Here is a 22,989-nt window from a genome sequence, read left to right on the forward strand (position 1 = left end):
CCGCCTCGCGGCCGTCTGCGAAACCTGCGTGATAACTGGAGAGCGAAGGACCGTCAGGCTATTAACGCCTGACGGTTTTTTACTTTTGCGGGGCGTGCGACTTCATATACTCTACAGTGCCGGGATCGCCTGGCCGCCCTCGCGACTCGAGTCCCGCGATGACCTCGCTCCGCTTTTTGTCCGACAGGTTCTGACCGAACTTGAACTTGCCCGCCATGTCCTCGATGTCCAGCCGGAGCACGGCTACGCCTTTGAGCTGTGACGCGTACTTCGGGTGGCCAGCGTCGATCGGCAGATGCCCGCCCTCGGGCTGAAGCTTGGCCATCAAGGCGGAGAGGGCGACCGCCTTCTCGGCGGGATCGTCGACCTGGTTCACGCGGCCTCTCATCCGGACCGAGCGGAAGTACAGGGTCGCCGGGCAGGCCATCAACGGATCGCTATAGTAGGAAGGAATAAACGCGTGAGCTTCGTACACGACGAATTCCGCCCGGTCGTCTTCCGCGATGCCGCTCATCTTTTCGCCTTTTTTGCTGCCGTGAAAGTATACCGCCCCCGACGCGTACGCATAATTGAGCGGCACGGCCTTGGGCCAGCCGTCGACGCCCCGGAACGTCAGCACGCCGTCGTCCCGTTCGTTCAGGAACGCCTCGCACATCTCGCGGTCTTCGATCTCGAATTCTTTTCTGCGCATGCCCTACGCCTCCCATCTATGTGTAAGCTTCATTTTAAGAGCAACATTGACAAGTCAAAAGATCCAATTTACATTAAAAATATTGGTCCATTCAGTCATTGAGACATCACGGAAACGAAAGGATATGGTCATGAGCTTGCAGGTCCCTTACGACGCGCGGCTGTCGGCGTGCGGCGTCAAGCATTTGGCGTTGTACCAGGCGATCCGCGACAGCATCGTGGACGGCAAGCTCCCGCCCGGCGCGAAGCTGCCCTCTACGCGGACGCTGGCTTCGCTGTACGGGCTGTCGCGCGGAAGCGTCAGCGTCGCGTACGATATGCTCGCCGCCGAAGGTTACGTGCGCTCGGCGGTCGGAAAGGGCACTTACGTGGCGGGGGAAGAGACGCGAGCGGACGTTCTCTTGCCTGGCGCGACGAACCAGGCGCAGGCGGGGGCGGAGCCGCCAGGCGGGGCGCAGGCGTTCGAGCCGGAGCTGTCGGCCTGGGGCAGGCGGCTTCGGCGCGGCACGCAGGCGAACGAGGCCGCGAATGGCGCTGGGGTGGCCGGCGCGGATGGAGATGGCGCGGGCGGAGATGGCGCGGGCGAAATGACCGAAGCCGAAGTCGGTGCCGTAGCCGGTGCCGAAGGCGAGGGCCATGCCGGAGCGATCTCATTTACGCCGCGCGGCATGGGCGAGCGCTGGTTCCCTTGGATGTCCTGGAAGGCCGCGGTGTCCGCCGAATGGCGCCGCCGCGGGCCTGCCGAAGCTGCGGGCCGGGAAGCGGCGGCCGGCGGCGCGGAGCTGCGGCGCGCGATCGCCGGGCGGCTGCGGCGCGAGCGCGGCATCCCTTGCGAAGCGGAGGACATCGTCGTGACCGGCGGCTCGATGCAAGCGATCGCGCTGCTCGCGCAGCTGCTGCTCGAGCCGGGCAGAGCGGCGGTCGCCGAGGATCCCTGCTACAGCGGCACGCAGCGCGCGATCCATGCGAGCGGCGCGGCGCTGATCCCGGCGCCGGTGGACCGGCACGGCATCGTGCCGGAGGATTGGCGCGCGGAGGTGCTGTTCGTGACGCCGACGCGGCAGTTCCCGACCGGCGGGGTGCTCACCTACGAGCGCCGGATGGCCCTGCTCGAATGGGCGCAGCGGCGCGGGGCTTGGATCGTCGAGGACGACTACGACAGCGAGTTCAGGTGGGCGGGGCGGCCGATCGAGCCGCTCAAGGCGCTGGACCGCCAGGAGCGGGTCGTCTACGTCGGTTCGTTCTCCCGGACGATGCGCCAGGAGGTCCGGATCGGATACGCGGTGCTGCCCCCGGCACTGCGTGCGCCGTTCTTGCTGGCCAAGCGGCTCTACGATCCGTACCCGACGGGGCTGACGGAGCAGCGGGCGCTGGCGGACTGGATGAATCAGGGCGAGTACGACCGGCATCTGCGCCGCACCCGTCGCATTTTTAACCGGCTGCAAGGGCTGCTTCGCGAGGAACTGTCCCGGCTTGCTCCGCTGTTCGACGTGCACCCCGCGGATGCGGGACTGCTGCTGTTCGCGACCTGGACGGGCACGCCCGACCAGTACGACCGGTACGCGGAGGCATGCCGGAGGGCTGGCGCGGGCTGGGGCGACGGTTCGGTCTACGCGGCGGCGCCCAGGCCGGACGAGCGGACCGCGCTGTTCGGCTTCGCGCATCTGGACGAGTCGGACATCGTGAGGGGGATGCGCCTGATGCGGGAGACCGCCGCTAAGCTGGGATTGACCGGAGATACCGGAGGAGCGAGAGGAGGGACGGGACATGCTTGACGCATCGCCCGAAGCATACGAGCTTAAGCTTTATCTGGCCAAGATCGTATGCGAGCCGGGCTGGAGATGGCAGCAGCGCGAGCAGCCGCTGGCGAATTACGATTTGTTTTACGTATGGAGCGGGGAAGGCGAGGTGGTCTTGAACGGCAAGCCCTTTCCCGTGGAAAAGGGCAGCTGCTTCCTTTTCAGGCCGGGCGACCGTACGAGCGCCACGCATAATCCTCAGAAGCCGCTCGTGCTTACCTATATCCACTTCGACGTGAACGTTCCCGTGACGCTTATCCCGAAGCCCTACCGGATTCTGGAGGATACGTTCGAGTTCGAGCATCTGCTGGCAAGGTACGTCAGGCTGTTTCTCGTGAAGACGTTCGCGGCCGAGGAGGAAGCGAGGCTTGTGCTGAAGCAGCTGATCATTCACCTGCTGCGCCACGATCTGGAAGAGCCCGCGCCGCGCAAGGCGAGCAACCAGCTTACCGAGAGCCTCCACGAGGTGGCCAACTACATTCGGCAGCATCCGGGCGAGACCCATCGCGTCGACGACCTGGCTGCGCGTGCAGGCTTGTCGCCCAGGTATTTCTCGGTCAAATTCAAGGAGCTGATTGGCTCCTCAGTGCAGACCTATATGATCAAGACCCGGATCGAGCGGGCGCAGCATCTGCTGCTGCACGCGGGGATGAATGTCACCGAGGTGGCGGACGCGCTGGGGTACCGGGATATTTTCTTTTTCAGCCGCCAGTTCAAGCAATACACAGGCAAGAGCCCATCGGAAATCCGGTAGGGCTCTTTTTTTCTCAGCGGCCCGGGCATGCGCCCGCTGTGCGGCGCTCCTACCAAGGTCATGGGCGGAAATTGTCGAGGTCTAGCCTATAAAGAAAGCGCTTTAAAAGACCGGAAAAGACGATACCAAAAAGGAATATCGGGGACTCTGCCGCAACCTGTCGATCCCTTATACTGGAAATGCAAGCGCGGGAGGCCCAGCATGCCAACGTCAAGGTCGCCGGAACCGCGCGCCACCCGCTCCTTCCCCGGAGGTGATCCGAGCACGCGTCGTCACAGGGCAAGCCGCTTTGCTTCGTCAAGAGACAAGCAGTCGCAAGTCCGATCGACATTCCATTGAAGGAGTTGGTATCCTTGATACGCGCCAGAATGCTGGCAACCCCTCTCGTCTTTCTTTTGTTCGCCCTCGCCTGCGCCTCGCCGAGCGTACCTAGCGCGCCGCGCGCGGCGCTCATGCGGCTCGCGCCGTTCGCGCCCGCAGGCGTGGCGCATGCCGAGGTTACGGGCAACGTCGACCGCGTCTTTACCGACCGTGCCCGATACAACCCCGGGGCGACCGTCCAGATCAAGGCGCAGCTGACCAACCATGGCACCTCTAGCTGGACAGGCTCCGCCTCGCTGGCCGTCTACCATCTCGAGTCGACCGCATACACGGCGAGCCAGACCGTGACGGTAGCGGCCGGCGCGACGTCGACGATTACGTTCAACTGGACCGCGCCTTCGACCGATTATAAGGGCTACTTCGTCAAGGTGGATTGCGGCGCTTTCGGGACCGGCACGACGGCGATCGACGTCTCCTCGGATTTTACGCGCTATCCGCGTTACGGATACCTGTCCGAGTTCCCGTCCGGCGAGACCTCCGCGCAGAGCGCGGCCAAGGTGAATCGGCTGGCGGAGGACTATCACCTGAACGCCCTGCAGTTCTACGACTGGATGTGGCGGCACGATACGCTGTTCAAGCGGACCGGCGGCACGGTCGATTCGTCCTGGCAGGATCTGTTCAACCGGACGATCTCCTGGTCCACGATTCAGAATCAGATCTCCGCCGTGCATGGCCAGAACATGGCCGCGATGGCGTACGCCATGGTTTACGCCGCGCGCGAGGGCTACAGCGGCTACGGTATCGATCCCGCTTGGGGCATCTATTCGGATGCGGCCCATGCGAGCCAGATGAACGTGGACTTCGGCAACGGTTCGACTTATCTATGGATGTTCGATCCGGCCAACGCCGGCTGGCAGACTTACATTCAGAACCAGTACAAGGACGCGGTCAATACGGCCGGCTTTGACGGCATTCACGTCGATCAGATGGGCCAGCGCAACAACGTGTACAATTACGCAGGCACCTCCATCGACCTGTCCACGCGGTTCAGCCCGTTTCTGAACGCGGCCAAGACAGCGCTCACTTCCAATAATGCATCCAAGAACAAACTCGCCTTCAACATCGTCGACGGCGCCGTCGGCGGATGGGCGGCGGACGCGGTCAGCAAAAACGCCAATACGGACTTCAATTACAGCGAGATCTGGTACAACGCGAACAGCTACGGCCAGCTTAAAAACTACGTCGATTCGCTGCGCGCCAACAGCGGAGGCAAGGCGGTCGTACTCGCCGCGTACATGGACTACGGCGAGAATCTCGGCCCGCGCTACGAAGCCGAGTCCGCCTCGCGTACCGGCGTAGCCACGAATACCGACCATCCCGGCTACTCGGGATCCGGCTTCGTCGACCAGTTCGCATCCACAGGAGACAGCGTCACGTTCACGGTGACCGCGCCCGAGCAAGGTCATTACTCCCTCGTGTTCGCTTACGCCAACAGCTCGGGCAGCATGGCGACGCGCAATATTTACGTCGACGGCGCGCTCGTCAAGGACATCGGATTCTACAATCAGGGGAGCTGGAATACTTGGGCCAGCGACGCCTGGCTGCAGGTCGACCTGTCGGCGGGCTCCCATACGGTCAAGGTCGCCTACGACGCGGGGAATACGGGCGCGATCAACCTGGACAGCCTCACGCTGGGCACGTTCGAGGAGGCGTCGGTCCGGCTGGCGGACGCGATGATGGCCGCGAGCGGAGCTACGCATATCGAGCTCGGAGACGACAACCAGATGCTCCCGCACGAATATTATCCGAACCGCAGCAAGAGCATGCGCGAGCCGCTCAAGAACGCGATGCGCAACCATTATTCCTTCATTACCGCGTACGAGAATCTGCTGTTCGATCCGGATGTCGTGAATAACGACGCCGGCAACCAGTTCGTCTCGGTCGCGGGCCAGACGTTGAGCGGAGACGGCGCGGCCAATACGATCTGGACGATCAACAAGCGAACCGACAGCTATGACATCGTCCACTTACTTAACCTCAAGGGCAACGATAACCAATGGCGCAACAGCGCGGCGATTCCGGGTACGTTGACGAATCTGGCGACCAAGCTTTACGTTTCGCCGGACGAATCCGTCAGCCACGTATACGTCGCTTCGCCGGATACGGGCGGCGGCATGACCTCGGAGTTGTCGTTCACGACCGGGTCCGATGCGAGCGGCAGCTATATCTCCTTCACCGTTCCGAGCTTGCAGTACTGGGACATGATTTACGTCAAACGGACGTTTACGGCGCCGGCGGGCAACCAGTACGAGGCCGAGACCGCCATCAAGACGGGCGTCACGACGAATACCAACCATACCGGGTACTCGGGCAGCGGCTTCGTCGACGGATTTAGCGGAGGCAGCGGCAAGGGCGTTTCCTTTATCGTCAAGGCGGCGACCGACGACGATTATTCCCTGCGGCTGCGGTACGCCAACGGCGGTTCGGCTGCGGCGCGCGACGTATACGTCGACGGCGCTTATGCGGGAACCGTTCAATTTCCGCCGACCGCGAACTGGGATACTTGGGCGGACGGCGAGCTAACCGCGCATCTGAAGCCGGGCATTCACACCGTCGTCGCGTGGGAGAGCGCTTCGAGTCCGGGGGCAATCAATCTCGACCGCCTGAACGTGGACAAGACGTACGTCTGGCAGTTCGACAGGCAAATTACCTCGGTGCCGGCGGGATATCGGATCACGGTGCGGACAGGCCAGTTCGGCTGGCTGCATTGGGGGACGAACGGCTGGACCGGCGTGACGGATACGCCGATGTGGAGCAACGGGTCCGCCGACGCCGGCCGCCGCTACGAGAACTCGATCGGACCGTTCTCGACGGGCACGACGGTCAACTTCACCTATCTATGGGACGACAATGCCAACGGCGTCATGGAGACGGGCACCGACCGTTGGGAAGGCACCGACTTTTCCATTAGCGTGAGTTAAGCTTGGCGCTATCCAATTCTAAGGGAGGCTTGAATCATGGGAAATACGAGACGTTGGCGAAAGAGCGGCGTCGCGGCGCTGGCGATGGCGTTGCTCGGTTCGCTGCTGCCCTCGGCGGCGGCACCTGCGTTCGCGGATACGCCGACCGCGCCTACGACGCAGTCGGCGACGAGCCTGTACATGTCCAACTGGTCGGATGCGATGAACATCTGGATGGCGAGCAAGCTCTCGCAGAACGATACGGGAACGTATGGTCCGCGGATCGGGGAGATGCGCATCTCCAGCGACTTCAACACCAATCAGATCAAGGACTATTCCGGCTTTTTCCGCGACGAGACGCATGCCGTCAAGTACGATCAGATCCACAACTTCAACTCGGAAGCTTATTACGACGACGGCGGCATCCTGCGGACGAAGTACCTGGATTACGGCGGGAACAACATGCCGGTCACGGTGACCAAGGATTATGCGATGGTCCCGAGCGGCAGCTTCACCGTCGCGACCTATACGTTCACCAACCCGGCCGCCTCCTCCGTCGACTACAACCTGCTCGAGCAAATTCACGTGAACAACAAGACGCTGGGCGGGACGCCCGCGACCAACACCGCCTCCTACGACAGCACGCGCAACGCGCTGTTCGTGAACATGAGCAACTCGGGGCAGTATTACGTCGCGCTCGGCGCCTTCCAGACGATGACCGGCTACCAAGCGGGAGACGATACCGTATCCAACGTGAGCAGCAGCACGGTCGCGCCTTGGTATACGTTCGACAACAACGGCACGCTTAAGAACAATGCCAGCGTTACGGCCAACGATATCAGCGTCGCGTTCAACAAGTCGTTCACGATCCCCGCTCACGGCTCCGTGACGCTCTCCTTCGTGGCGACCGTGCGCAGCACGCTGACCCAGGCGCAAAGCGCCGTCGACACGGCGCGGGCGCAGACCGCCGCCTATTGGTTCACGCAGACGCAGAGCGCTTACGCGAGTTGGCTCGGCGGCGGCAAGTCGGTCAGCTTTGCCGACGACGGCATCAACCAGGCCTACAAGCGTTCGCTCGTCGTCATCAAGAACGCGATTAACCCCGTATCCGGCGCGATGCCGGCCGCGACGAATCCGATCGCGTACGGTTACAAGGTATGGGCGAGGGACAGCGCCGTCACCGCGATGATTCTGGATCAGGCGGGATTCACGGCTGAAGCCGAAAAGTACTGGTACTGGCTCAGGGACCGGCAGCAGAGCGACGGCAGCTTCAAGACGACCTTTAATCTATGGGACAGCAGCTACGTGAGCTTCGTGGAGCCCGAGCACGATTCGATCGGGATTTATCTGATCGGCGCTTATCTGCACTACAAGATTACGGGCAGTTCGACCTTCCTGAACAACATTTGGACCAGCTACCGCAAGTCGGCAGACTTCGTATACGGCGCGATCGGTTCCGATCCGTACGGCTTCGGTCCGGCGGACGCGAGCATCTGGGAGGAAACGGTCGAGTACAATACGTTCACCCAGTCGCTGTACGCCACGGGATTGGATGCCGCCCAGTACATGGCGAGGGCGAAGAGCCTGCCTGCGCTCGCCGACGATTACAATGGCGTGGCCAGCAAGATCCGGAGCAACGTCAACAAATCGGACAGCTGGAGCCCGAAGGGAATGTGGAACGGCACCAGCTTTAACAGGGCCGTGACGACGTCGGGCGGCGCCAATACGCTGGTGGACGCGTCCTCGATGGCGGCGCTCGTCTTCGGCACGGTGGACGCGAATTCCTCGCGCGCGGCCAGCCACGTGTCCACCGTGCTCAGTCATCTGCAGCACGATACCTACGGAATCGCGAGGTACGACAGCGACAACTTCTATTACACGTCGCCTTACAGTCCGGCCGGCAACGAAGCGCTGAGCGATGAGCCCTCATGGCCGCAGATGACCGCTTATCACGCTCTCTACTCCTTGTATAGAGGGGATTCGACGACGGCGCTGGCAGAGCTCAAGTGGATGGTATCGCGCATGGGCGCGGGCTACATGGCGCCGGGGGAATCAGTATCCCGCGTCACGCTCAAGCCGCTGCCGAGCACGATGGTCGAGCCGGTGACGGCTGCCTGGTTCGTCGTGACGGCGCTCGCCTTTGGCGGCCAAGCCGATCTGCGGGTCGTACCGCCGCAGTCGAACGTAGGCGCCTACAAAACGATTACGGTGACTGGCACCGTGGCCAGCGACCTCTCCCAATACGGGAACGTCCCGTATTATCTGGACAACAACGCAAGCGTCTCCGGATCCGGAGATACCGACATCAAGCGCGTATACATCTCCAACGACGCAAGCAACTTGTATATCCGCGTCAAAAACGCGAGCGGCACGCTCTCGGCGTTCAACACCGCGCCGCGGTTCGGCGTGGCGGTATACGCCGAGGACTACAAGCACGGCTCGGCCGCCTCGCTGACCAGCGGCATCTACGGCGGCGCGCTGGATCACGCGGCGCAATACATGGTCGGACGCTGGAGCGACAGCAACAACTACGCGGCCTTCAAGGTGTCGGGCGGCGCGTGGACGTTCGACCACTTCATCACCGGCGTGATCGCGCCGCAGTGGAGCACCGCGAGCGGAGATATCGAGATGGTGATCCCGCTGTCCGAGCTGTCCGGCACGGGCGCCGTCGCGACGGGAGACTACTCCAACCTGAGCGTCGTGCTCATGCGGCAAAATCCCTCGACGCTGGCTTGGTCCGATGACGACGCGCAGGCTCTGCACGATCGAGCCATGACCACCGGCGAGGCCTGGTTCTACGGCCATGTAGAATAAGCACTGGCTGTTTCACTGTCCCTTGTGCAGATTTCTTTCTGCCAAGGGGCAGTTTTTTTCGCCGTTCCCCTTACCTGCAGGGGGTACACCACTGTTTTTCACATTTCAACGATATCCCCTTCGCACAGGAAGGCAGTATGTATGGACGCGTTTATACGGTATCCCTCTCAAACAGGTACAAGAACTTCATGTTCCGTCAAACTCTGTAATGGCGTATTTGCGGTTTAAATGAACGCGACTACCGGAAAAGCGAGATTGCATTAATTGGAACAAAAAGGTACAATAAGAACATTAGTTCTTATTTTTCGGAGGTTATGATGCGATATGAACGCTTGGAATCGGTTATGCGAACAGGCACCCGCTATTATCGAAGAAGATTGCGAGCTTGCGTTATTCCGGGCCAAGTGGCCTCGCGGATTTCGTTGTCCGCGTTGTGAGGGAGTATCCTTCTATCGCTTAACTTCGCGCAGCCGCCGATTGTTCGAGTGCAGTACGTGCGCCCATCAGACCTCGCTTACGGCCGGCACGATTCTAGAAGGTACGCGGACGCCGCTCGTCAAATGGTTCCAGGCGCTTTTCCTGATGCAAACGGGCATCTCGTCCATGTTGCTGGCGGAACTTATTGAGGTTACCTACAAGACGGCTTGGCTTATTAATCATAAACTTCGCTATGCGATTCAGGTTCGCGACGAGGCCAGGCCGCTGCAGGGCGATCTGCAGCTCTACGGGGATTTCTATGCGAGACCGTCGATGAACCGGCCCTCGGATCCGCTGGAATACCGGGATCAGCCGGCCGTCGCCGGCGCGTCTATTAATTCCGATAACGGACAGATTGCAGAACTCAAGATCAAGAGACTATCCCCGGCCGAGTTCAATCGTCGCGCGTTCGGCATAGCGTCATTTGGCGGATTCTTATGGCGGCATGTGGTGGAGGATCGCACCGGGAATCGGCAAATCGAGATTGTAAAAATCGCGGACGGAGATGGCGTGACGCAGCTCGGAGCGGCATGGAGAGGGGCTATCCGCTGGCTGGCGCGTACGTTCGGCGGCATCGGGCCGAAGCATCTCCAAGCCTATTTGGATGAATATTGCTTCCGCGTGAATGTGGGCGCGGATGGGTTTAATACACTGCTGCAGCAATGCGGCCGTACGCGTACGATTACACAGCCCGAGCTCGTGAGAAAGCGGCGTAACGTACGATCCGTTCGCTGGACCGGTCTGGCTAATCTTAAAACACGTTTCGTGCATGTTTCATAAAACGGTGCTCGTGAAGCATTGAGGTAGGTTTCGAGTCTGCAACGTTAACCCTACAATGCACTCCCTCACTTGTTTTCTCCCTTTTATTTCATCATTGCCTCCTAAGATTTCGGCAGGCATCCTACGTTAGCCTCGTATTTAACCCTTAACCTGAGCGAAGGGGATAGCGTTGTAATGTGTGAAAAAGCAGTTTGCGTGGCGGCGCGGCGCCCCTCCCGCAGCGAAGTCTTGCTTAAGTAGGTATTTGCGAGTCATGCGAGCGCGACGGTGTTCTTTTTTCCGGGCCATGCGGAAAATGAGATACCGCTGCATAAGTGAGCAGGCCTAATCGGGATAAAATGCGGAACAAAAGGCACCAAATCGGAATTACGAGAAATGTCGGAGACGGCGAAGAACACCCATAATTGAAAGCGTAAACACAACGCGTTCAAGGGGGAAACACAGTGGGGTTCGTCAATCGGGCAACGAAAGGAATCACGCTTGCGGCACTGGCTGCGGCAATGCTGACGGCGTGCGGTTCCAACGGCAATGGAAACAATGAGGCTTCGCCGAGCCCGGCCGACAGCGCTTCGGTTTCGCCCAGCGCAAGCGCCGAAGCGACGGCTTCTGCATCGGCATCCCCTTCGGAGGCGCCAAGCGACCAGCCGCAAGTAACGGTGGAGTTCTGGCACGCCTACGGGGAAGGCGAGGAGAAGGTGCTGCTGGAGCAGGTGGTCCCGAAGTTCGAGGAGGCCAATCCGAGCATCAAGATTCACGCGACGCGCATGCCGACGGAGAACCTGGATCAGCAGGTGCTCACCGCGGCGGCCGGGGGGACGCCGCCCGACGTGATGCGCATGGACAATACATGGGTGTCCAACATGGCGAAGCAGGGAGCGCTGCAGGAGATATCGGGCTATCCGGATGCGCAGGACATTCTGGACAACTCGTTTAAGGGAACGGTGGACACCAATCTGTATCAAGGAAAGTATTACGGCGTGCCGCTCGATACGAATACCCGCGTCGCGATCTATAACAAGGAGCTGCTGACCAAGGCCGGCGCATCGGAGCCGCCGAAGACGATCGACGAGCTCGTGGCGTTGGCGCGCAATCTCAAGACGCAGGGCAAATATTCGGGGATTACGATCGGCGGCACGAACGTGTGGGATTTCTCCGCCTGGTTCTGGACGCTCGGCGGCAAGTACACGGACGACGCCTATACGAAGGCGACGGGCTATCTGAACGGAGACGCCAGCGTGAAGGCGCTCGATACGATCTACGGCTGGTACAAGGAGGGATTGCTCGCGCCTCCGATCCTCGGCGGTCAGCCGGGAACGTGGGAGGGCCTCCGCGGCGACAAGGGGAAGGCGGCGTCCTACATGATGATTACGGACGGACCCTGGTTCTATTCGCTGATCGGCGACGCGGACACCAAAGACAAGATGATCCCGGCGCTTATCCCGGCCGGCCCGGACGGCATGAGCCATTCGGTCATCGGCGGCGAGGACCTCGTCATCTTCAACGGCGCCAAGCAGCCCGAGGCAGCCTGGAAGTTCGTGCAGTTTATGACGTCGACGGAAATCCAGCTGCTGCTCGCCAAGCAGACCGGGCAGATCCCGACCAACAAGGAAGCCGCGCAGTCGCCCGAGCTGGAAGACGTGTGGTACCTCAAATCCTATATCGACCAGCTCGAAAATGCTTACGCCCGTACGCCGAGCGCGAACGCCAACAAGATCAACGACGCGATCGGCACGGCCTTTGAATCGGTATTCCGCGGCAAGGCCGGGGCCAAGGAAGCGCTCGACAAGGCCGCTGCGCAAGTCGACAAGCTGCTCGGCGAATAAGCGGCTGCCAGGTCAACCGGCTCTGCGGCAACGCGCGGAGCCGGTTTCCGTTTAGATCAGGGAAAGGAAGTCATGCCATGCGCAGAGCGCTGAATCAGTACGCCCAAGTATCGCCCTACCTCGCGGTAGGCTTCGCGCTGACGATCGCCTTCGTGCTGTATCCGATGGTAAAAGGGATGTATATTAGCTTCTTCCACTACAACGTCATCAAGCCCGACACAAGCGAGGCCGCGGGCTTCGGCAACTTCGGGCGCGTATTCGGCGATCCGATGATCGGCACGGCTCTTCGCAACTCGATCCTGCTCGCGCTCGTGACGGTGCCCGGCCAGTGGATCGTCGGCGTCATGCTGGCGCTGCTGATCCAGGTCAAAACGGTGCGCCTGAAGGTCGTATGGCGCCTCGTATACTATATCCCGGTCATCAGCTCATGGATCGTCGTATCGTATCTATTTCGATTTTTGTTCGCGGACGGTCATGAGGGCTTTATTAACTACTTGCTCGTCGATATGCTGCATCTGATCGGCGAGCCGATCGGCTGGCTGCAGAATACCTGGTCAGCTAATCTCGTAATCTGGCTCGTCAGCATCTGGAAAGGCGTCGGCTGGGTCATGGTGCTCTATCTGGCGGCGCTCCAGTCCATTCCGCAATCGCTCTACGAGGCCGCCGAGATCGACGGGGCGAAGCCGGCAACGACGTTCCTGCAAATCACGCTGCCGCTCGTCCGGCCATTGACCGCTTATGTCTTGATTAACCTGATCAACGGCGCGATCCAGGCCTTTATACAGGTGTACGCGATTACGCAGGGGGGACCGATGGACACGACGCAGCTGCTTAATACGTACCTGTACAAGCAGGCATTCCAGTACTTCGACTTCGGCTATGCCTCCGCGATAAGCGTATGCCTCGGGGTGTTTATATTCGCGCTGACCTACACGCAGCAGCGTTCGATCGGCCGCGATCGGATCGAATATTAGGGGGATGCCGCGATGAAAAACCTCAAAACGACGCTGATCCACCTGCTGCTCGTCGCCGGGATCGCCGTCGTCGTCGGCCCGTTCGTTTATATGATCTTGACGTCGCTGACGACAGACAATTACAGCCTGCCGAGTCCCCACAAGCTGATGACGGACACGAAGTCGCTGGACAACTTCGCGCAGGCTTGGGGCAAAAACCACTTCCAGCTTTATTTCATGAACAGTCTGCTCGTGACGGGCGCCACGATGCTGTTTTCATTGGCCTTATCGTCCTGCATGGCTTATGCCTTCGCCCGGTTTCCGTTTCCCGGCAAGGAGCTGCTGTTCCGATTGTTCGTCTTCACGCTGTTCGTGCCGGCGATCATCAATATTATTCCGCAGTTCACGATCTTGAAGGCGCTCCATCTGGTGGACCGCTTTCCCGGCTTGATTCTGCTGTACGTCGGTTCGGGACTCGTCGGCAGCACGTTTTTCCTGCGGGGATTTTTCGAGCGCATTCCGCGCGAGCTGGAGGAGTCCATCGTCATCGACGGCGGCGGCCGGTTCACGATCTTCCGTTCGATCTATATCCCGTTGTCGCTGCCGGCGCTCGGCACGCTCGCGATTTTTTCGTTCCAGGGCACGTGGGACGAATTCGTCGTGGCGCTCACGGTCATGAAGTCGGAGGCGCACCGGACGCTGCCGGTCGCGCTGCAGCTTTTCCGCGGGCAATACGTCTCGTTCTACGGCCTGTTCTTCGCCGCGTCGATCATCGCGCTGATACCGACGATCATCGTATTCCTCGTCTTCCAGAAGCAATTCGTACAGGCCAACCTGTCGGACGGGAGCATTAAAAATTAGCTTAGGCGAAGCTTCGACGATCGGCGAAAGCTCCTGCCGCGCTGCGGAACGCCCGTGCTATAATAACGATAACTAGGAACTAGGCCTCGCGTGCCGGGACGGGGAGCGTCTATGATCAAATGGCTGAGGGGATTGCTGTTCGAGCGGGTATCGACGAAGCTGGTCGCGATGGTGCTTAGCCTGATTCTGCTGTCCGCCACCCTGATCAGCACGATGTATTACGGCTCCTCGGTCTCCATCATCGGCAATCATGTAAGGGCTTCCACAAAGCAGGGGGCGCAGCAGACCGCCGACTACCTGTCCCTCATGCTCACCGTCGGAACGGACATGGGCCAGCAGATCTTTCGCAACAACCGGCTGCAGGAGGCGCTGAACCGCGAAAAGGAGGGCAGCCTGTCCGTCGACGACCGGTTCGAGATCAAGGATTCGATCGGGCAGACGCTCAACAACACGATCTATTCAAGCTCCTTCGTCCGGGGCATCTATATTCTGCGGGAAAACGGGGAGAGCTGGGGCAGCGGCATGTTCAATCCCTCCAAGGTGAAGCGGTATACGCTATCCGGTCACGACTGGTACAGCACAGCCGTCGGAGGAACGGCCAATGAATTCTGGCTGCCGCTCGGGTACGACCCGTTCAGCGGCGGCGGAGACGACACGGACCTGGTGCTGACGCTGGTCGATGCGTTCCGCGACCTCAAGACCAAAGAGATCGCAGGCGTCATCCTCGTTAATCTGGACGGCCAGCTGCTCCAGGACGCCGCGCAGCGCATCCAGCTCGGCAAGACCGGCGCCTGGCGCGTAGTGGACGCGGATGGCCGGGTCATGATCGGACCGGAAGCCGCGGAGTGGGGGCGCCTGCTCGCGGACGGCGCGCTCGCGCGGACGATCGCCGCGCAGCGAGACGAAGCCCTGGAATATCAGGCGAAGGTGGGCGGAGAGAGCTTCTATGTCGTATCCGTCCCCATGGCGAACGGCTGGAAGCTGGTCGGCCAGGTGCCCGTCCGCGAGATCGTCGGGGACATCGTATCGCTGCAGCGCAAGATCACGATGTATACCGCGCTGTTCCTGCTGCTCGCGCTGCTGGTCGGCCTCCTGTTCTCGATGCGGATCACGCGGCCGCTCCAGGAGCTGACGCGCCAGATGAAGTCGCTCGAGGCCAGCAACTTCAAGGCGCGCTCGCGCATCGCCTCGCGGGACGAGATCGGACGGCTGAGCCTGCGGTTCAACCAGATGGCGCAGCAGATCGAGAGTCTGATCGCGGAGGTGGACGAGGCCGGCGCGAAAAAAAGAGAAGCGGAGATTCGCGCGCTGAGGCACCAGATCAACCCGCACTTTTTGTACAACACGCTGTCCTCGATCCGCTGGATGATCAAGCTGGGCAATGGCGAAGGCGCCTATGCGGGCATCGCGGCCCTCGTCGAGCTCATGGAATCGAGCATGGGCAAGTCGAGCGTCTTCACGACGATCGGAGAAGAGCTGGCGCTGCTGCGCAAATATATGGTCATACAGCGTCTTCGGTATGGAGAAGGGATCGCGCTCGAGGTCGATGCGGACGAGGAGGCGCTTGACTTCCGCATTCCGCGCCTGCTGCTGCAGCCGATCGTGGAGAACGCGATCTTCCACGGGCTGGCGCCGCGCGATGGCCGGGGCACGGTGCGGCTGACCGTACGCAGGCGCGATCTGCCGCCTTCCGTCGCGATCGCGATCGCAGACGACGGCGCCGGGATGCCGGCCGAGCTCCTGGAGTCGCTGCCCCGCGCGGATCGCGATCCCGGCAGGCCGGGCATGCTCGGCATCGGGCTTCAGCATGTGCGCGAGACGATCGGGCTGTATTATGGCGGGATCAGCGGTCTGTCGATCCGGAGCGAGGCCGGCCGGGGGACCGTCGTCGAGTTGATATTGGCGCCGCGGGAGGAGATGAAGGACGATGCGTTATAGAGCCTTGATCGTGGACGACGAGCCGATCATCCGGTACGGTCTGGCCTCGACCGTAGACTGGAGCGGAGCGGGCATAGAACTGGCCGGCGAAGCGGGCAACGGCGAGGCCGCGTTGGCGCTCGTCGGCGAACGCGAGATCGACGTGCTGATCACCGATATCAAGATGCCGCGGATGGACGGACTGGAGCTGATCCGGCTCTCCAGGCAGCGCAGGCCTCATCTCAAGGCGATCCTGATCAGCAGCTACAGCGACTTCGAATACGCCAGGGAAGCGGTCCGGCTGGAGGCCGTCGTCGACTACCTCCTCAAGCCGACGATGGAGCCGGAGGACGTGACGCGCCTGCTCGGCGTATGCCGCGCCAAGCTGGACGAGGAGAGGGCGCTCGCGGAGCGGTCCGCTTCCTTCGACCGGGAGGAGCGGTCGAGGACGCGGCACGGCTTCGAGACGGAGCTCCACCGCTGCCTGGCCGGACAGCCGGCGGATCTGGCCGCGCTGGAGCGCGAGCTGCCGGGACCGTACCGGCTCTCCGTCTGGCGCGCAGAGGAAGGCTCGCTCGCCGCGTCCGGCATCGAGCGCCAGGCCGAGCTGCTGACAGCGCTCTTGCCGGATGGGATCGTGTGCGCCAGCGGGGAACGCGAGCTCAGCCTCCTGCTCGCAGAGCGCCCGGGAGACGGCGTCTCCGTTGTCCGCCGGGTGAGAGAGGCGTTTGCCGCGTTGTGCGGCATGGTTGACGTCAGGGACGCGGAGGGCGACGGATCCGGCGCAGGGAAGGCCGGCGCTACGGGCAGCCGAGCCGTGTTCACCGCGGGCACCGGACCGCCGTTTCACCGGCTGGACCGGGTGAGGGACGCGTACGGGTGGGCGCGGAACGCGCTTGAAGACGCGTTCTTCCAAGGCGCGGGACACTGCTACGAAGGAACCCTAACGGGCAAGCCCGGCGCGGATGCCGCCGCCGGGGAGGCGAGAGACCGGACGGCCGCGCTGCGGGAGACGCTCTCGCGCCGGCTCGCGGACGCGGACGATGCCGCCTGCGAGCGTACGCTCCAGCAGCTATTCGACCTGTGGCTGACCCGGAAGCTGCCGCCGGCCGAGATCCGCAAAGCGGCGTGCGACGTCCTGCTGCGTCTGCAGTCCGCGAGTCCCCATCTTCGCGCGGAGGAGCGGCTCGAGCAGTTCATGGGCGATTACGAACGCCTATTGCGCGCAGGTTCGCTCGCCGAGGTCATCGCCGAGGTGCAGGAGAGATTCCGCCAGGGACGCGAGCTGCAGGACGCGCTTCCGCTCGCTCCGCCGATGGAGGACTCAGGGAGCGCCCGAGCGATCCAGACGGCCGTGACGTATATCAGGGAGCATTTCCGCTCGGAGATCACGCTGCGGGAGGTGGCGGACAGCGTCCATATGAGCCGCAACTACTTTAGCGAACAATTCAAGCGCCGTACAGGGCTTAACTTTATCGATTACGTCATCCGGCTGCGGGTGAACTACGCCCGCCATCTGCTGGAGGGGACGACGCTGAAGGTGCACGATATCGGGACGCAGTGCGGGTTCAACAGCGCCAAGCACTTTCTTAAAATGTTCAAGCGCGAAGCGGGCTGCACGCCCGCCGAGTACCGCAGCCGCGCGCAGCAAGGGGGCGAAGGCGCATGACGTTCCGCCCTCCGCATCTCCGCTCCCCATATCTTCGCCTACGGCTTCGTCGGCTCGCTTCTCTACTCGCGCCGGCGCTCGCCGCATGCCTGACGGCCGCTTGCGCTTCTTATTCGCTGGCGCCGGATCCCGCCGATACGCAAGGGAGGTCCGCGTCCGGCGCGGCGATTGAGTTGACTTACTGGCACACGTACAGCGACGTAGAGACCAAGGTGTTCGAGGCGCGCGTGCTGCCGATGTTCGAGAAGCAGCATCCGGATATCGCCGTCCGTGCGGTACGTCAAAATTATACGTCGCAGCTCAATGACAATATCGTCGCGGCGGTCGCCGACGACAAGCAGCCGGACGTCATGCGCATGGACATCATCTGGGTGCCCCAGTTCGCGCGGAGCGGCGCGCTGACCGATCTGTCGGTCATGCCCGACTTCGCCGATTACGAGCACCGCTTCACTGGCGCGCTCATTCAGACCAACCTTTACGAGGGGCGTTATTACGGCATCCCGCTGGACGCGACGACGATGGTACCCATCTACGACAAGCGTCTCCTCGCCGAAGCCGGACTGGACGCTCCGCCGGAGACGTTCGATCAGCTGATCGCCGCGTCGCGCAGGCTCAAGGCGAAGGACGAGGGACTATACGGCGTGAGCGTATGCTGCTCCAGTACATGGGGAATGCTACCGTACTTCCGGACGCTGGGCGGAGAGCTGCTCGGTCCGGACAACGAACGCGCCAGCGGTTATCTGGACGGCGAACGCAGCGTGAAGGCCATGGAAAAGCTGAAAGGCTGGTACGACGAAGGATTGATCAGCCCTTCGGTCGTCGGCGGCGAACCGGGAGGTTGGGACGGGCTGTTCGACGGCAAGATTATGATGATCGACGAGGCGCACTGGTTTTTCACGTCGAACGTTAACGGGTCCAACGCTGCGCGGCTCGCAGACATGACGACAGCGTTGTTCCCTTCGGACGCGAGAGAGGGCACCTCGATCATCGGCGGCGAAAATCTGGTGCTCTTCAAGGGCTCGCGGCATCCGGACGCGGCGTGGACGTTCATGAAATTCATGGTGTCGGAGCCCGTCCAGGAGATGATGGCCGAGACCGGGCTCATCCCATCGATCCGCGACTTCGACCGGAACAAACTGAAGCCCGTGTACCGCGTCTACCTGGACCAGCTCGCGCGCGCGGAGCCTCGCCCGCCCGTCCCCGAGTGGGACGAGGTGGACGACGTCTTCTCCCGCATGGTTACCCGGGTGCTCGTCGGCGAGCAGGACGCGGCCGGAGCGCTCCGGGAGAGCGCGGCGAAGATCGATGCGATACTCGCCGGTCCTTGATACCCGTAAGACGTAGATGCCAACAAGGCTCCCCGGCATGGCGGGGAGCCTGTTTTTCAAAGTATGGGTTGGGTTCAGTCTTCCTTCAGAAGCCCGGGCCGGTCGGCAACCAGCGTGCCGAGCAGCTGTCCGACGCGGACGCTGTCGCCCGCCTGAAAGCCGGGCAGCGGCAGGAGCGTGTCGTCCTCCGTCAGCAGCACAACGGTGGACCCGAACTCGAAGTACGCGAGCTCCTGGCCGCGCTCCAGCATGCGAGGGAGCGGCTCCGCGTACTTGATGCTGCTGACGTTGAGGGCGCCGACCTTCACGACCGCGATCTCTCCGCTGCCGTGGCGCACATAAGTGATCAGCCGCTCGTTGCGCGAGAGAACCCGCCGCATCAAGGTGAGTCCCCGCTCGTTCACGGGATAGACCCGGCCGGGGATATGCTCGGTCTCGACGATCTCTCCGCCGCAGGGGGCGTGGATCCGGTGATAGTCGGTCGGACTCAGGTACAGCACCCAGTAATAGCCTCCGCGGTACTGTCCCGCGCGAGGCGACCGGTTGAGCAGCTCGTCCAGCGAATAGTCCTGTCCCTTGACCTGCAAGAGCAGCCCGTTCTCGATCGGCCCGCAGGCGGCGATGCGCGCGTCGACGGGGCTCACCAGCGCGTCCGGCGCCGGATCGATGGCACGGCTGCCCGGGAGGAGGCGTCGGGTAAAAAATTCGTTCAACGAGCCGTATTCGGCCAGCGGCTTCTCCGCCTCTTCGATCGGAATCCGGTATAGCGCCGCGAATCGGGGAATCAGGCGCCGGCTCAGCGGCGACTTGGCGAAGCTCCCCGTCATGCGGGATATAAATTTGCGCGAAGACAGCTCCGTCATGGCGCGCAGCAGCCAACGGTTCATCGTGCGGCCACTCCTTTGCCTCGTAAATTACATGGTATCGCCTCGCTCCGTAAGAGCGCAGTCGTCCCTTAGTGTGACATATCGCTGCCCAAACTTCAACTTGACGCCTGTCGCGGCAGCGTCGGACGGCAAGGGCGCCTGTCCGAACCGGCTACATTCCCGCAGCCGCGGGTACTAGCCGTGTCCAGTGATAGCCGCCGCACGTATGCTGTCGGTAATAATGGACGAGGGGCGTGATCCCATGAGAGCCGCATTCGTAACGCCCGGCGCCTACCCGGTTCCCGCGCCGCGGGGAGGCTCCGTGGAGCGCGTCGTAGAGAACTTCGTGCCGTTGCTGGCGGGCAGTCTCGAGGTGCGCATCTACGGGCGGACCGCGCGGGGATTGCCCCGGCGGGGCATGCTGCACGGCGCGCGGTGCGAGCGCGTCCGGGCTTCCCGCAAGCGGTCTTATCTCGCGGGCGTCGTCGCGGGACTGCGAATCTACCGTCCGCAGCTGATCGAGGTGGAGAACCGTCCGCGCCTCGTCCCGCTGCTCAAGCAAAGATTCCCCGAGGCGCGCGTCTGGCTGCATCTGCACTCGAATACGTTTATTTCCCGCCCGGCGATCTCGCCCAAGGAGCTGCGCGCCTGCCTCGGGGCCGCAGACCGCGTTCTCGTGAACAGCTTTTTCCTGAAGAACGACGTGGAGAAAAGGGATCCGCGGTCCGCGCCAAAGCTCGGCGTCGTCTATCCGGGCGTCGATCCGTCCTGGTTCGGCGGCACGGGCGCGCGGGAGGCTATGCGCCGCGAACGCGGATGGCAGCGCCGTCGGATCGTGCTGTTCGCAGGGCGGCTGATCCCTCTAAAAGGCGTCCATCACCTGCTCGCCGCCCTGCCGCAGCTGGTACGCCGCCATCCGGACGTGCTGGTGGTCGTCGTGGGCGCCCCCTTCTACGGTTCGAGCCGGACGTCGGCCTACTCGCGGAAGCTGCGGCGCATGGCGAGGCCCTGGCGGCGGCACGTGCACTTCGAGCCTTACGTCCCGCACACGCAAATGCCGGCCTGGTTCGGCATGGCCGACGTGGCCGTCGTGCCGTCGGTGCGCCGCGAAGCGTTCGGCCTCGTCAACGTGGAAGCCATGGCCTCCGGTCTGCCCGTCGTGGCCTGCCGCGTCGGCGGGATAACCGAGATCGTGGAGGACGGCGCCACGGGCTATCTGGTCGATCCGCGGCGGATGGCGACGGAATTGCCGGAGCGAATCTCGCTGCTGCTGGAGGACGAAGACCTCAGACAGCGGATGGGTATGCACGGCCGGGAGCGCGTGCTGGGCATGTTCACCTGGCGACATACGGCGGAGCGCTGGCTGGCCGAGCTGCGGCTGGACTTGGAGGCAGGGGCGGAAGGGAACTTTAGGCGGGATTAGGATAAAAAAAGAGCCCCGGGGGGCTCTTTTTTCATAAGCGTCAGCCGAAAAACGTGCGGAACAACAGGTAAGCGTTGAGCACCATGATCACGGCCGCGATCGTCCAAGCGAGCCACTTGAGCCAAGGGCGGTTGGCGAACTCGCCCATCTTGGCGCGGTCCGACGTGAACTTGACGAGCGGCACGACCGCGAACGACAGCTGCAGGGATAGAATGACTTGGCTCAGGATGAGCAGGTCCATCGTGCCCTTTTCCCCGTACAGCGCCGTCACGATGACCGCGGGCACGATCGCGATGAGGCGCGTGATGAGGCGCCGGAGCCAGGGCTTCATCCGGATGTTCAGGAAGCCCTCCATGACGATCTGTCCGGCCAGCGTGCCGGTCAGTGTGGAGTTCTGGCCCGAAGCGAGCAAGGCGACCCCGAACAGGACGGATGCGGCCGCCGTACCGAGCAGCGGCGCGAGCAGGTGATAAGCTTCGTCGATGTCCGCTACCCCCGAATGTCCGGACGTATGGAATGCGGCAGCCGCGATGATCAGGATCGCCGCATTGATGAATAAGGCGAAGAACAGGGCGATCGACGAATCCCATGTCGCATACTTGATCGCCTGCCGCTTGCCCGAAGGCGTCCGGTCGTAATCGCGGGTCTGGACGATCGAAGAATGCAGGTATAGATTGTGCGGCATGACCGTGGCGCCGAGAATGCCGATCCCGATGTAGAGCATGGTCGGATTGGATATGATCTCGGGGCTCGGGATGAAGCCCTTGGCGATGCCGCTCACCGAAGGATGGGACAGGAACATCTCGATGCCGAAGCAAACGCCGATAAGCACGATCAGCGCGATGACGAAGGCCTCGATGTACCGGAAGCCCTTATTCTGAAGAAACAAAATGATAAGGACGTCGAATGCGGTTAAAATAACGCCGTAAAGAAGCGGAATCCCGAAAAGCAGGTTCAGCGCGATCGCCGCGCCGATGACCTCGGCCAAGTCGCATGCCGCGATCGCGAGCTCGCATAGCGCCCACAGGCCGACCCCTACTGGTTTGCTGTAGTGATCGCGGCATGCCTGCGCCAGATCCTTGCCGGTGACGATGCCGAGCTTGCCGGAGAGCGCCTGCAGCACCATCGCCATTAGGTTGGACAGCAAGATGACCGAGAGGAGCGCGTAGCCGAACTGGGAGCCGCCGGCGAGGTCCGTCGCCCAGTTTCCCGGATCCATGTAGCCGACCGCGACGAGGTAGCCGGGTCCGGCGAAGGCGAGGAACTTGCGGATGATGGAGCCCTTGTGCGGGATCTTAAGACTCCGGTGGACTTCGGGGAGGGACGCCATGCCCTCCTCGCGGCGCCAGCCGCCGGATGGCGGGGCGTTCAAGGCTGCTTCGTCTTTCATGATAATCACCTCTTGATGATAAAATAATAAATCTGCATAAGGTAATAAATTTGGCATATGGGACATAAAGTTGCCCTTGGGCAAAACATCTGTCAGGTTCTAATATACGCCCCATCCCCGAAAAAGTAAACCGGATTTTTGCGCCGGCGCAAGCCGTCGTGACA

Annotated in this window: 15 protein-coding genes and 1 pseudogene; 13 read left to right on the forward strand and 3 right to left on the reverse strand. The window is 62.1% G+C overall.

The annotated features are described in order from the left end of the window. Positions 1 to 79: 79 nt before the first annotated feature. Positions 80 to 691 (reverse strand): pyridoxamine 5'-phosphate oxidase family protein, encoded by a 612-nt coding sequence (locus tag PQG80_RS05700; protein WP_271750253.1) that lies wholly within the window; start codon positions 689 to 691, stop codon positions 80 to 82. A 130-nt stretch (positions 692 to 821) separates the two neighbouring features. On the opposite strand from PQG80_RS05700, the gene PQG80_RS05705 reads away from it, so the two are divergent. From PQG80_RS05705 to PQG80_RS05755, 12 genes and pseudogenes are all read left to right on the forward strand, one after another. Continuing rightward, positions 822 to 2,465 (forward strand): aminotransferase-like domain-containing protein, encoded by a 1,644-nt coding sequence (locus tag PQG80_RS05705; protein WP_271750254.1) that lies wholly within the window; start codon positions 822 to 824, stop codon positions 2,463 to 2,465. Further along, the gene (locus PQG80_RS05710; protein ID WP_271750255.1) at positions 2,458 to 3,243 is read left to right on the forward strand and encodes a helix-turn-helix domain-containing protein; all 786 of its coding nucleotides are present in this window, start codon (positions 2,458 to 2,460) and stop codon (positions 3,241 to 3,243) included. Before PQG80_RS05705 ends, PQG80_RS05710 begins: the two co-directional genes overlap by 8 nt. Positions 3,244 to 3,596: 353 nt before the next feature. Then, positions 3,597 to 6,545, forward strand: a complete 2,949-nt coding sequence (locus PQG80_RS05715) for a glycoside hydrolase family 66 protein (protein ID WP_271750256.1) — start codon at positions 3,597 to 3,599, stop codon at positions 6,543 to 6,545. Positions 6,546 to 6,581: 36 nt separating this feature from the next. Next, the gene (locus PQG80_RS05720; protein WP_271750257.1) at positions 6,582 to 9,338 is read left to right on the forward strand and encodes a glycoside hydrolase family 15 protein; all 2,757 of its coding nucleotides are present in this window, start codon (positions 6,582 to 6,584) and stop codon (positions 9,336 to 9,338) included. 324 nt (positions 9,339 to 9,662) lie between these two features. Beyond that, positions 9,663 to 9,833 (forward strand): annotated as a pseudogene (locus PQG80_RS28885) (transposase); the annotation flags it as partial. Between the two features lie 87 nt (positions 9,834 to 9,920). Beyond that, positions 9,921 to 10,595 (forward strand): hypothetical protein, encoded by a 675-nt coding sequence (locus PQG80_RS05725; RefSeq protein ID WP_271750258.1) that lies wholly within the window; start codon positions 9,921 to 9,923, stop codon positions 10,593 to 10,595. A gap of 443 nt (positions 10,596 to 11,038) precedes the next feature. Then, positions 11,039 to 12,418 carry an extracellular solute-binding protein gene (locus tag PQG80_RS05730; protein ID WP_271750259.1) on the forward strand — a complete coding sequence of 460 codons (1,380 nt, stop codon included), beginning with the start codon at positions 11,039 to 11,041 and terminating at the stop codon, positions 12,416 to 12,418. 77 nt (positions 12,419 to 12,495) lie between these two features. Further along, positions 12,496 to 13,392 (forward strand): carbohydrate ABC transporter permease, encoded by an 897-nt coding sequence (locus tag PQG80_RS05735; RefSeq protein ID WP_271750260.1) that lies wholly within the window; start codon positions 12,496 to 12,498, stop codon positions 13,390 to 13,392. 12 nt (positions 13,393 to 13,404) lie between these two features. After that, positions 13,405 to 14,232, forward strand: a complete 828-nt coding sequence (locus tag PQG80_RS05740) for a carbohydrate ABC transporter permease (RefSeq protein ID WP_271750261.1) — start codon at positions 13,405 to 13,407, stop codon at positions 14,230 to 14,232. 111 nt (positions 14,233 to 14,343) lie between these two features. Beyond that, positions 14,344 to 16,170, forward strand: coding sequence for a cache domain-containing sensor histidine kinase (locus tag PQG80_RS05745; protein ID WP_271750262.1), 1,827 nt, complete (start codon positions 14,344 to 14,346; stop codon positions 16,168 to 16,170). Beyond that, the gene (locus PQG80_RS05750; protein ID WP_271750263.1) at positions 16,160 to 17,818 is read left to right on the forward strand and encodes a helix-turn-helix domain-containing protein; all 1,659 of its coding nucleotides are present in this window, start codon (positions 16,160 to 16,162) and stop codon (positions 17,816 to 17,818) included. Before PQG80_RS05745 ends, PQG80_RS05750 begins: the two co-directional genes overlap by 11 nt. Next, on the forward strand, positions 17,815 to 19,146 hold the full coding sequence (locus PQG80_RS05755; protein WP_271750264.1) for an extracellular solute-binding protein: 1,332 nt from the start codon (positions 17,815 to 17,817) through the stop codon (positions 19,144 to 19,146). Before PQG80_RS05750 ends, PQG80_RS05755 begins: the two co-directional genes overlap by 4 nt. A gap of 74 nt (positions 19,147 to 19,220) precedes the next feature. On the opposite strand, the gene asd is transcribed toward PQG80_RS05755, so the two are convergent. Then, positions 19,221 to 20,033 carry an archaetidylserine decarboxylase gene (gene asd / locus PQG80_RS05760; protein WP_271750265.1) on the reverse strand — a complete coding sequence of 271 codons (813 nt, stop codon included), beginning with the start codon at positions 20,031 to 20,033 and terminating at the stop codon, positions 19,221 to 19,223. A gap of 241 nt (positions 20,034 to 20,274) precedes the next feature. On the opposite strand from asd, the gene PQG80_RS05765 reads away from it, so the two are divergent. Then, positions 20,275 to 21,435 (forward strand): glycosyltransferase family 4 protein, encoded by a 1,161-nt coding sequence (locus tag PQG80_RS05765; protein ID WP_271750266.1) that lies wholly within the window; start codon positions 20,275 to 20,277, stop codon positions 21,433 to 21,435. 40 nt (positions 21,436 to 21,475) lie between these two features. Here the strand turns inward: PQG80_RS05765 and PQG80_RS05770 are convergent, their stop codons facing one another. Continuing rightward, positions 21,476 to 22,825 (reverse strand): Nramp family divalent metal transporter, encoded by a 1,350-nt coding sequence (locus tag PQG80_RS05770; protein ID WP_271750267.1) that lies wholly within the window; start codon positions 22,823 to 22,825, stop codon positions 21,476 to 21,478. Positions 22,826 to 22,989 lie beyond the last annotated feature (164 nt).

The organism is Cohnella rhizoplanae (assembly GCF_948329515.1).
Classification (GTDB): domain Bacteria; phylum Bacillota; class Bacilli; order Paenibacillales; family Paenibacillaceae; genus Cohnella; species Cohnella rhizoplanae.

Coding starts and splice junctions, on each gene's coding strand:
- PQG80_RS05700 (WP_271750253.1), bottom strand. CDS start 691: ATGCGCAGAAAAGAATTCGAGATCGAAGACCGCGAGATGTGCGAGGCG.
- PQG80_RS05705 (WP_271750254.1), top strand. CDS start 822: ATGAGCTTGCAGGTCCCTTACGACGCGCGGCTGTCGGCGTGCGGCGTC.
- PQG80_RS05710 (WP_271750255.1), top strand. CDS start 2,458: ATGCTTGACGCATCGCCCGAAGCATACGAGCTTAAGCTTTATCTGGCC.
- PQG80_RS05720 (WP_271750257.1), top strand. CDS start 6,582: ATGGGAAATACGAGACGTTGGCGAAAGAGCGGCGTCGCGGCGCTGGCG.
- PQG80_RS05725 (WP_271750258.1), top strand. CDS start 9,921: ATGCAAACGGGCATCTCGTCCATGTTGCTGGCGGAACTTATTGAGGTT.
- PQG80_RS05735 (WP_271750260.1), top strand. CDS start 12,496: ATGCGCAGAGCGCTGAATCAGTACGCCCAAGTATCGCCCTACCTCGCG.
- PQG80_RS05740 (WP_271750261.1), top strand. CDS start 13,405: ATGAAAAACCTCAAAACGACGCTGATCCACCTGCTGCTCGTCGCCGGG.
- PQG80_RS05745 (WP_271750262.1), top strand. CDS start 14,344: ATGATCAAATGGCTGAGGGGATTGCTGTTCGAGCGGGTATCGACGAAG.
- PQG80_RS05750 (WP_271750263.1), top strand. CDS start 16,160: ATGCGTTATAGAGCCTTGATCGTGGACGACGAGCCGATCATCCGGTAC.
- PQG80_RS05755 (WP_271750264.1), top strand. CDS start 17,815: ATGACGTTCCGCCCTCCGCATCTCCGCTCCCCATATCTTCGCCTACGG.
- asd (WP_271750265.1), bottom strand. CDS start 20,033: ATGAACCGTTGGCTGCTGCGCGCCATGACGGAGCTGTCTTCGCGCAAA.
- PQG80_RS05765 (WP_271750266.1), top strand. CDS start 20,275: ATGAGAGCCGCATTCGTAACGCCCGGCGCCTACCCGGTTCCCGCGCCG.
- PQG80_RS05770 (WP_271750267.1), bottom strand. CDS start 22,825: ATGAAAGACGAAGCAGCCTTGAACGCCCCGCCATCCGGCGGCTGGCGC.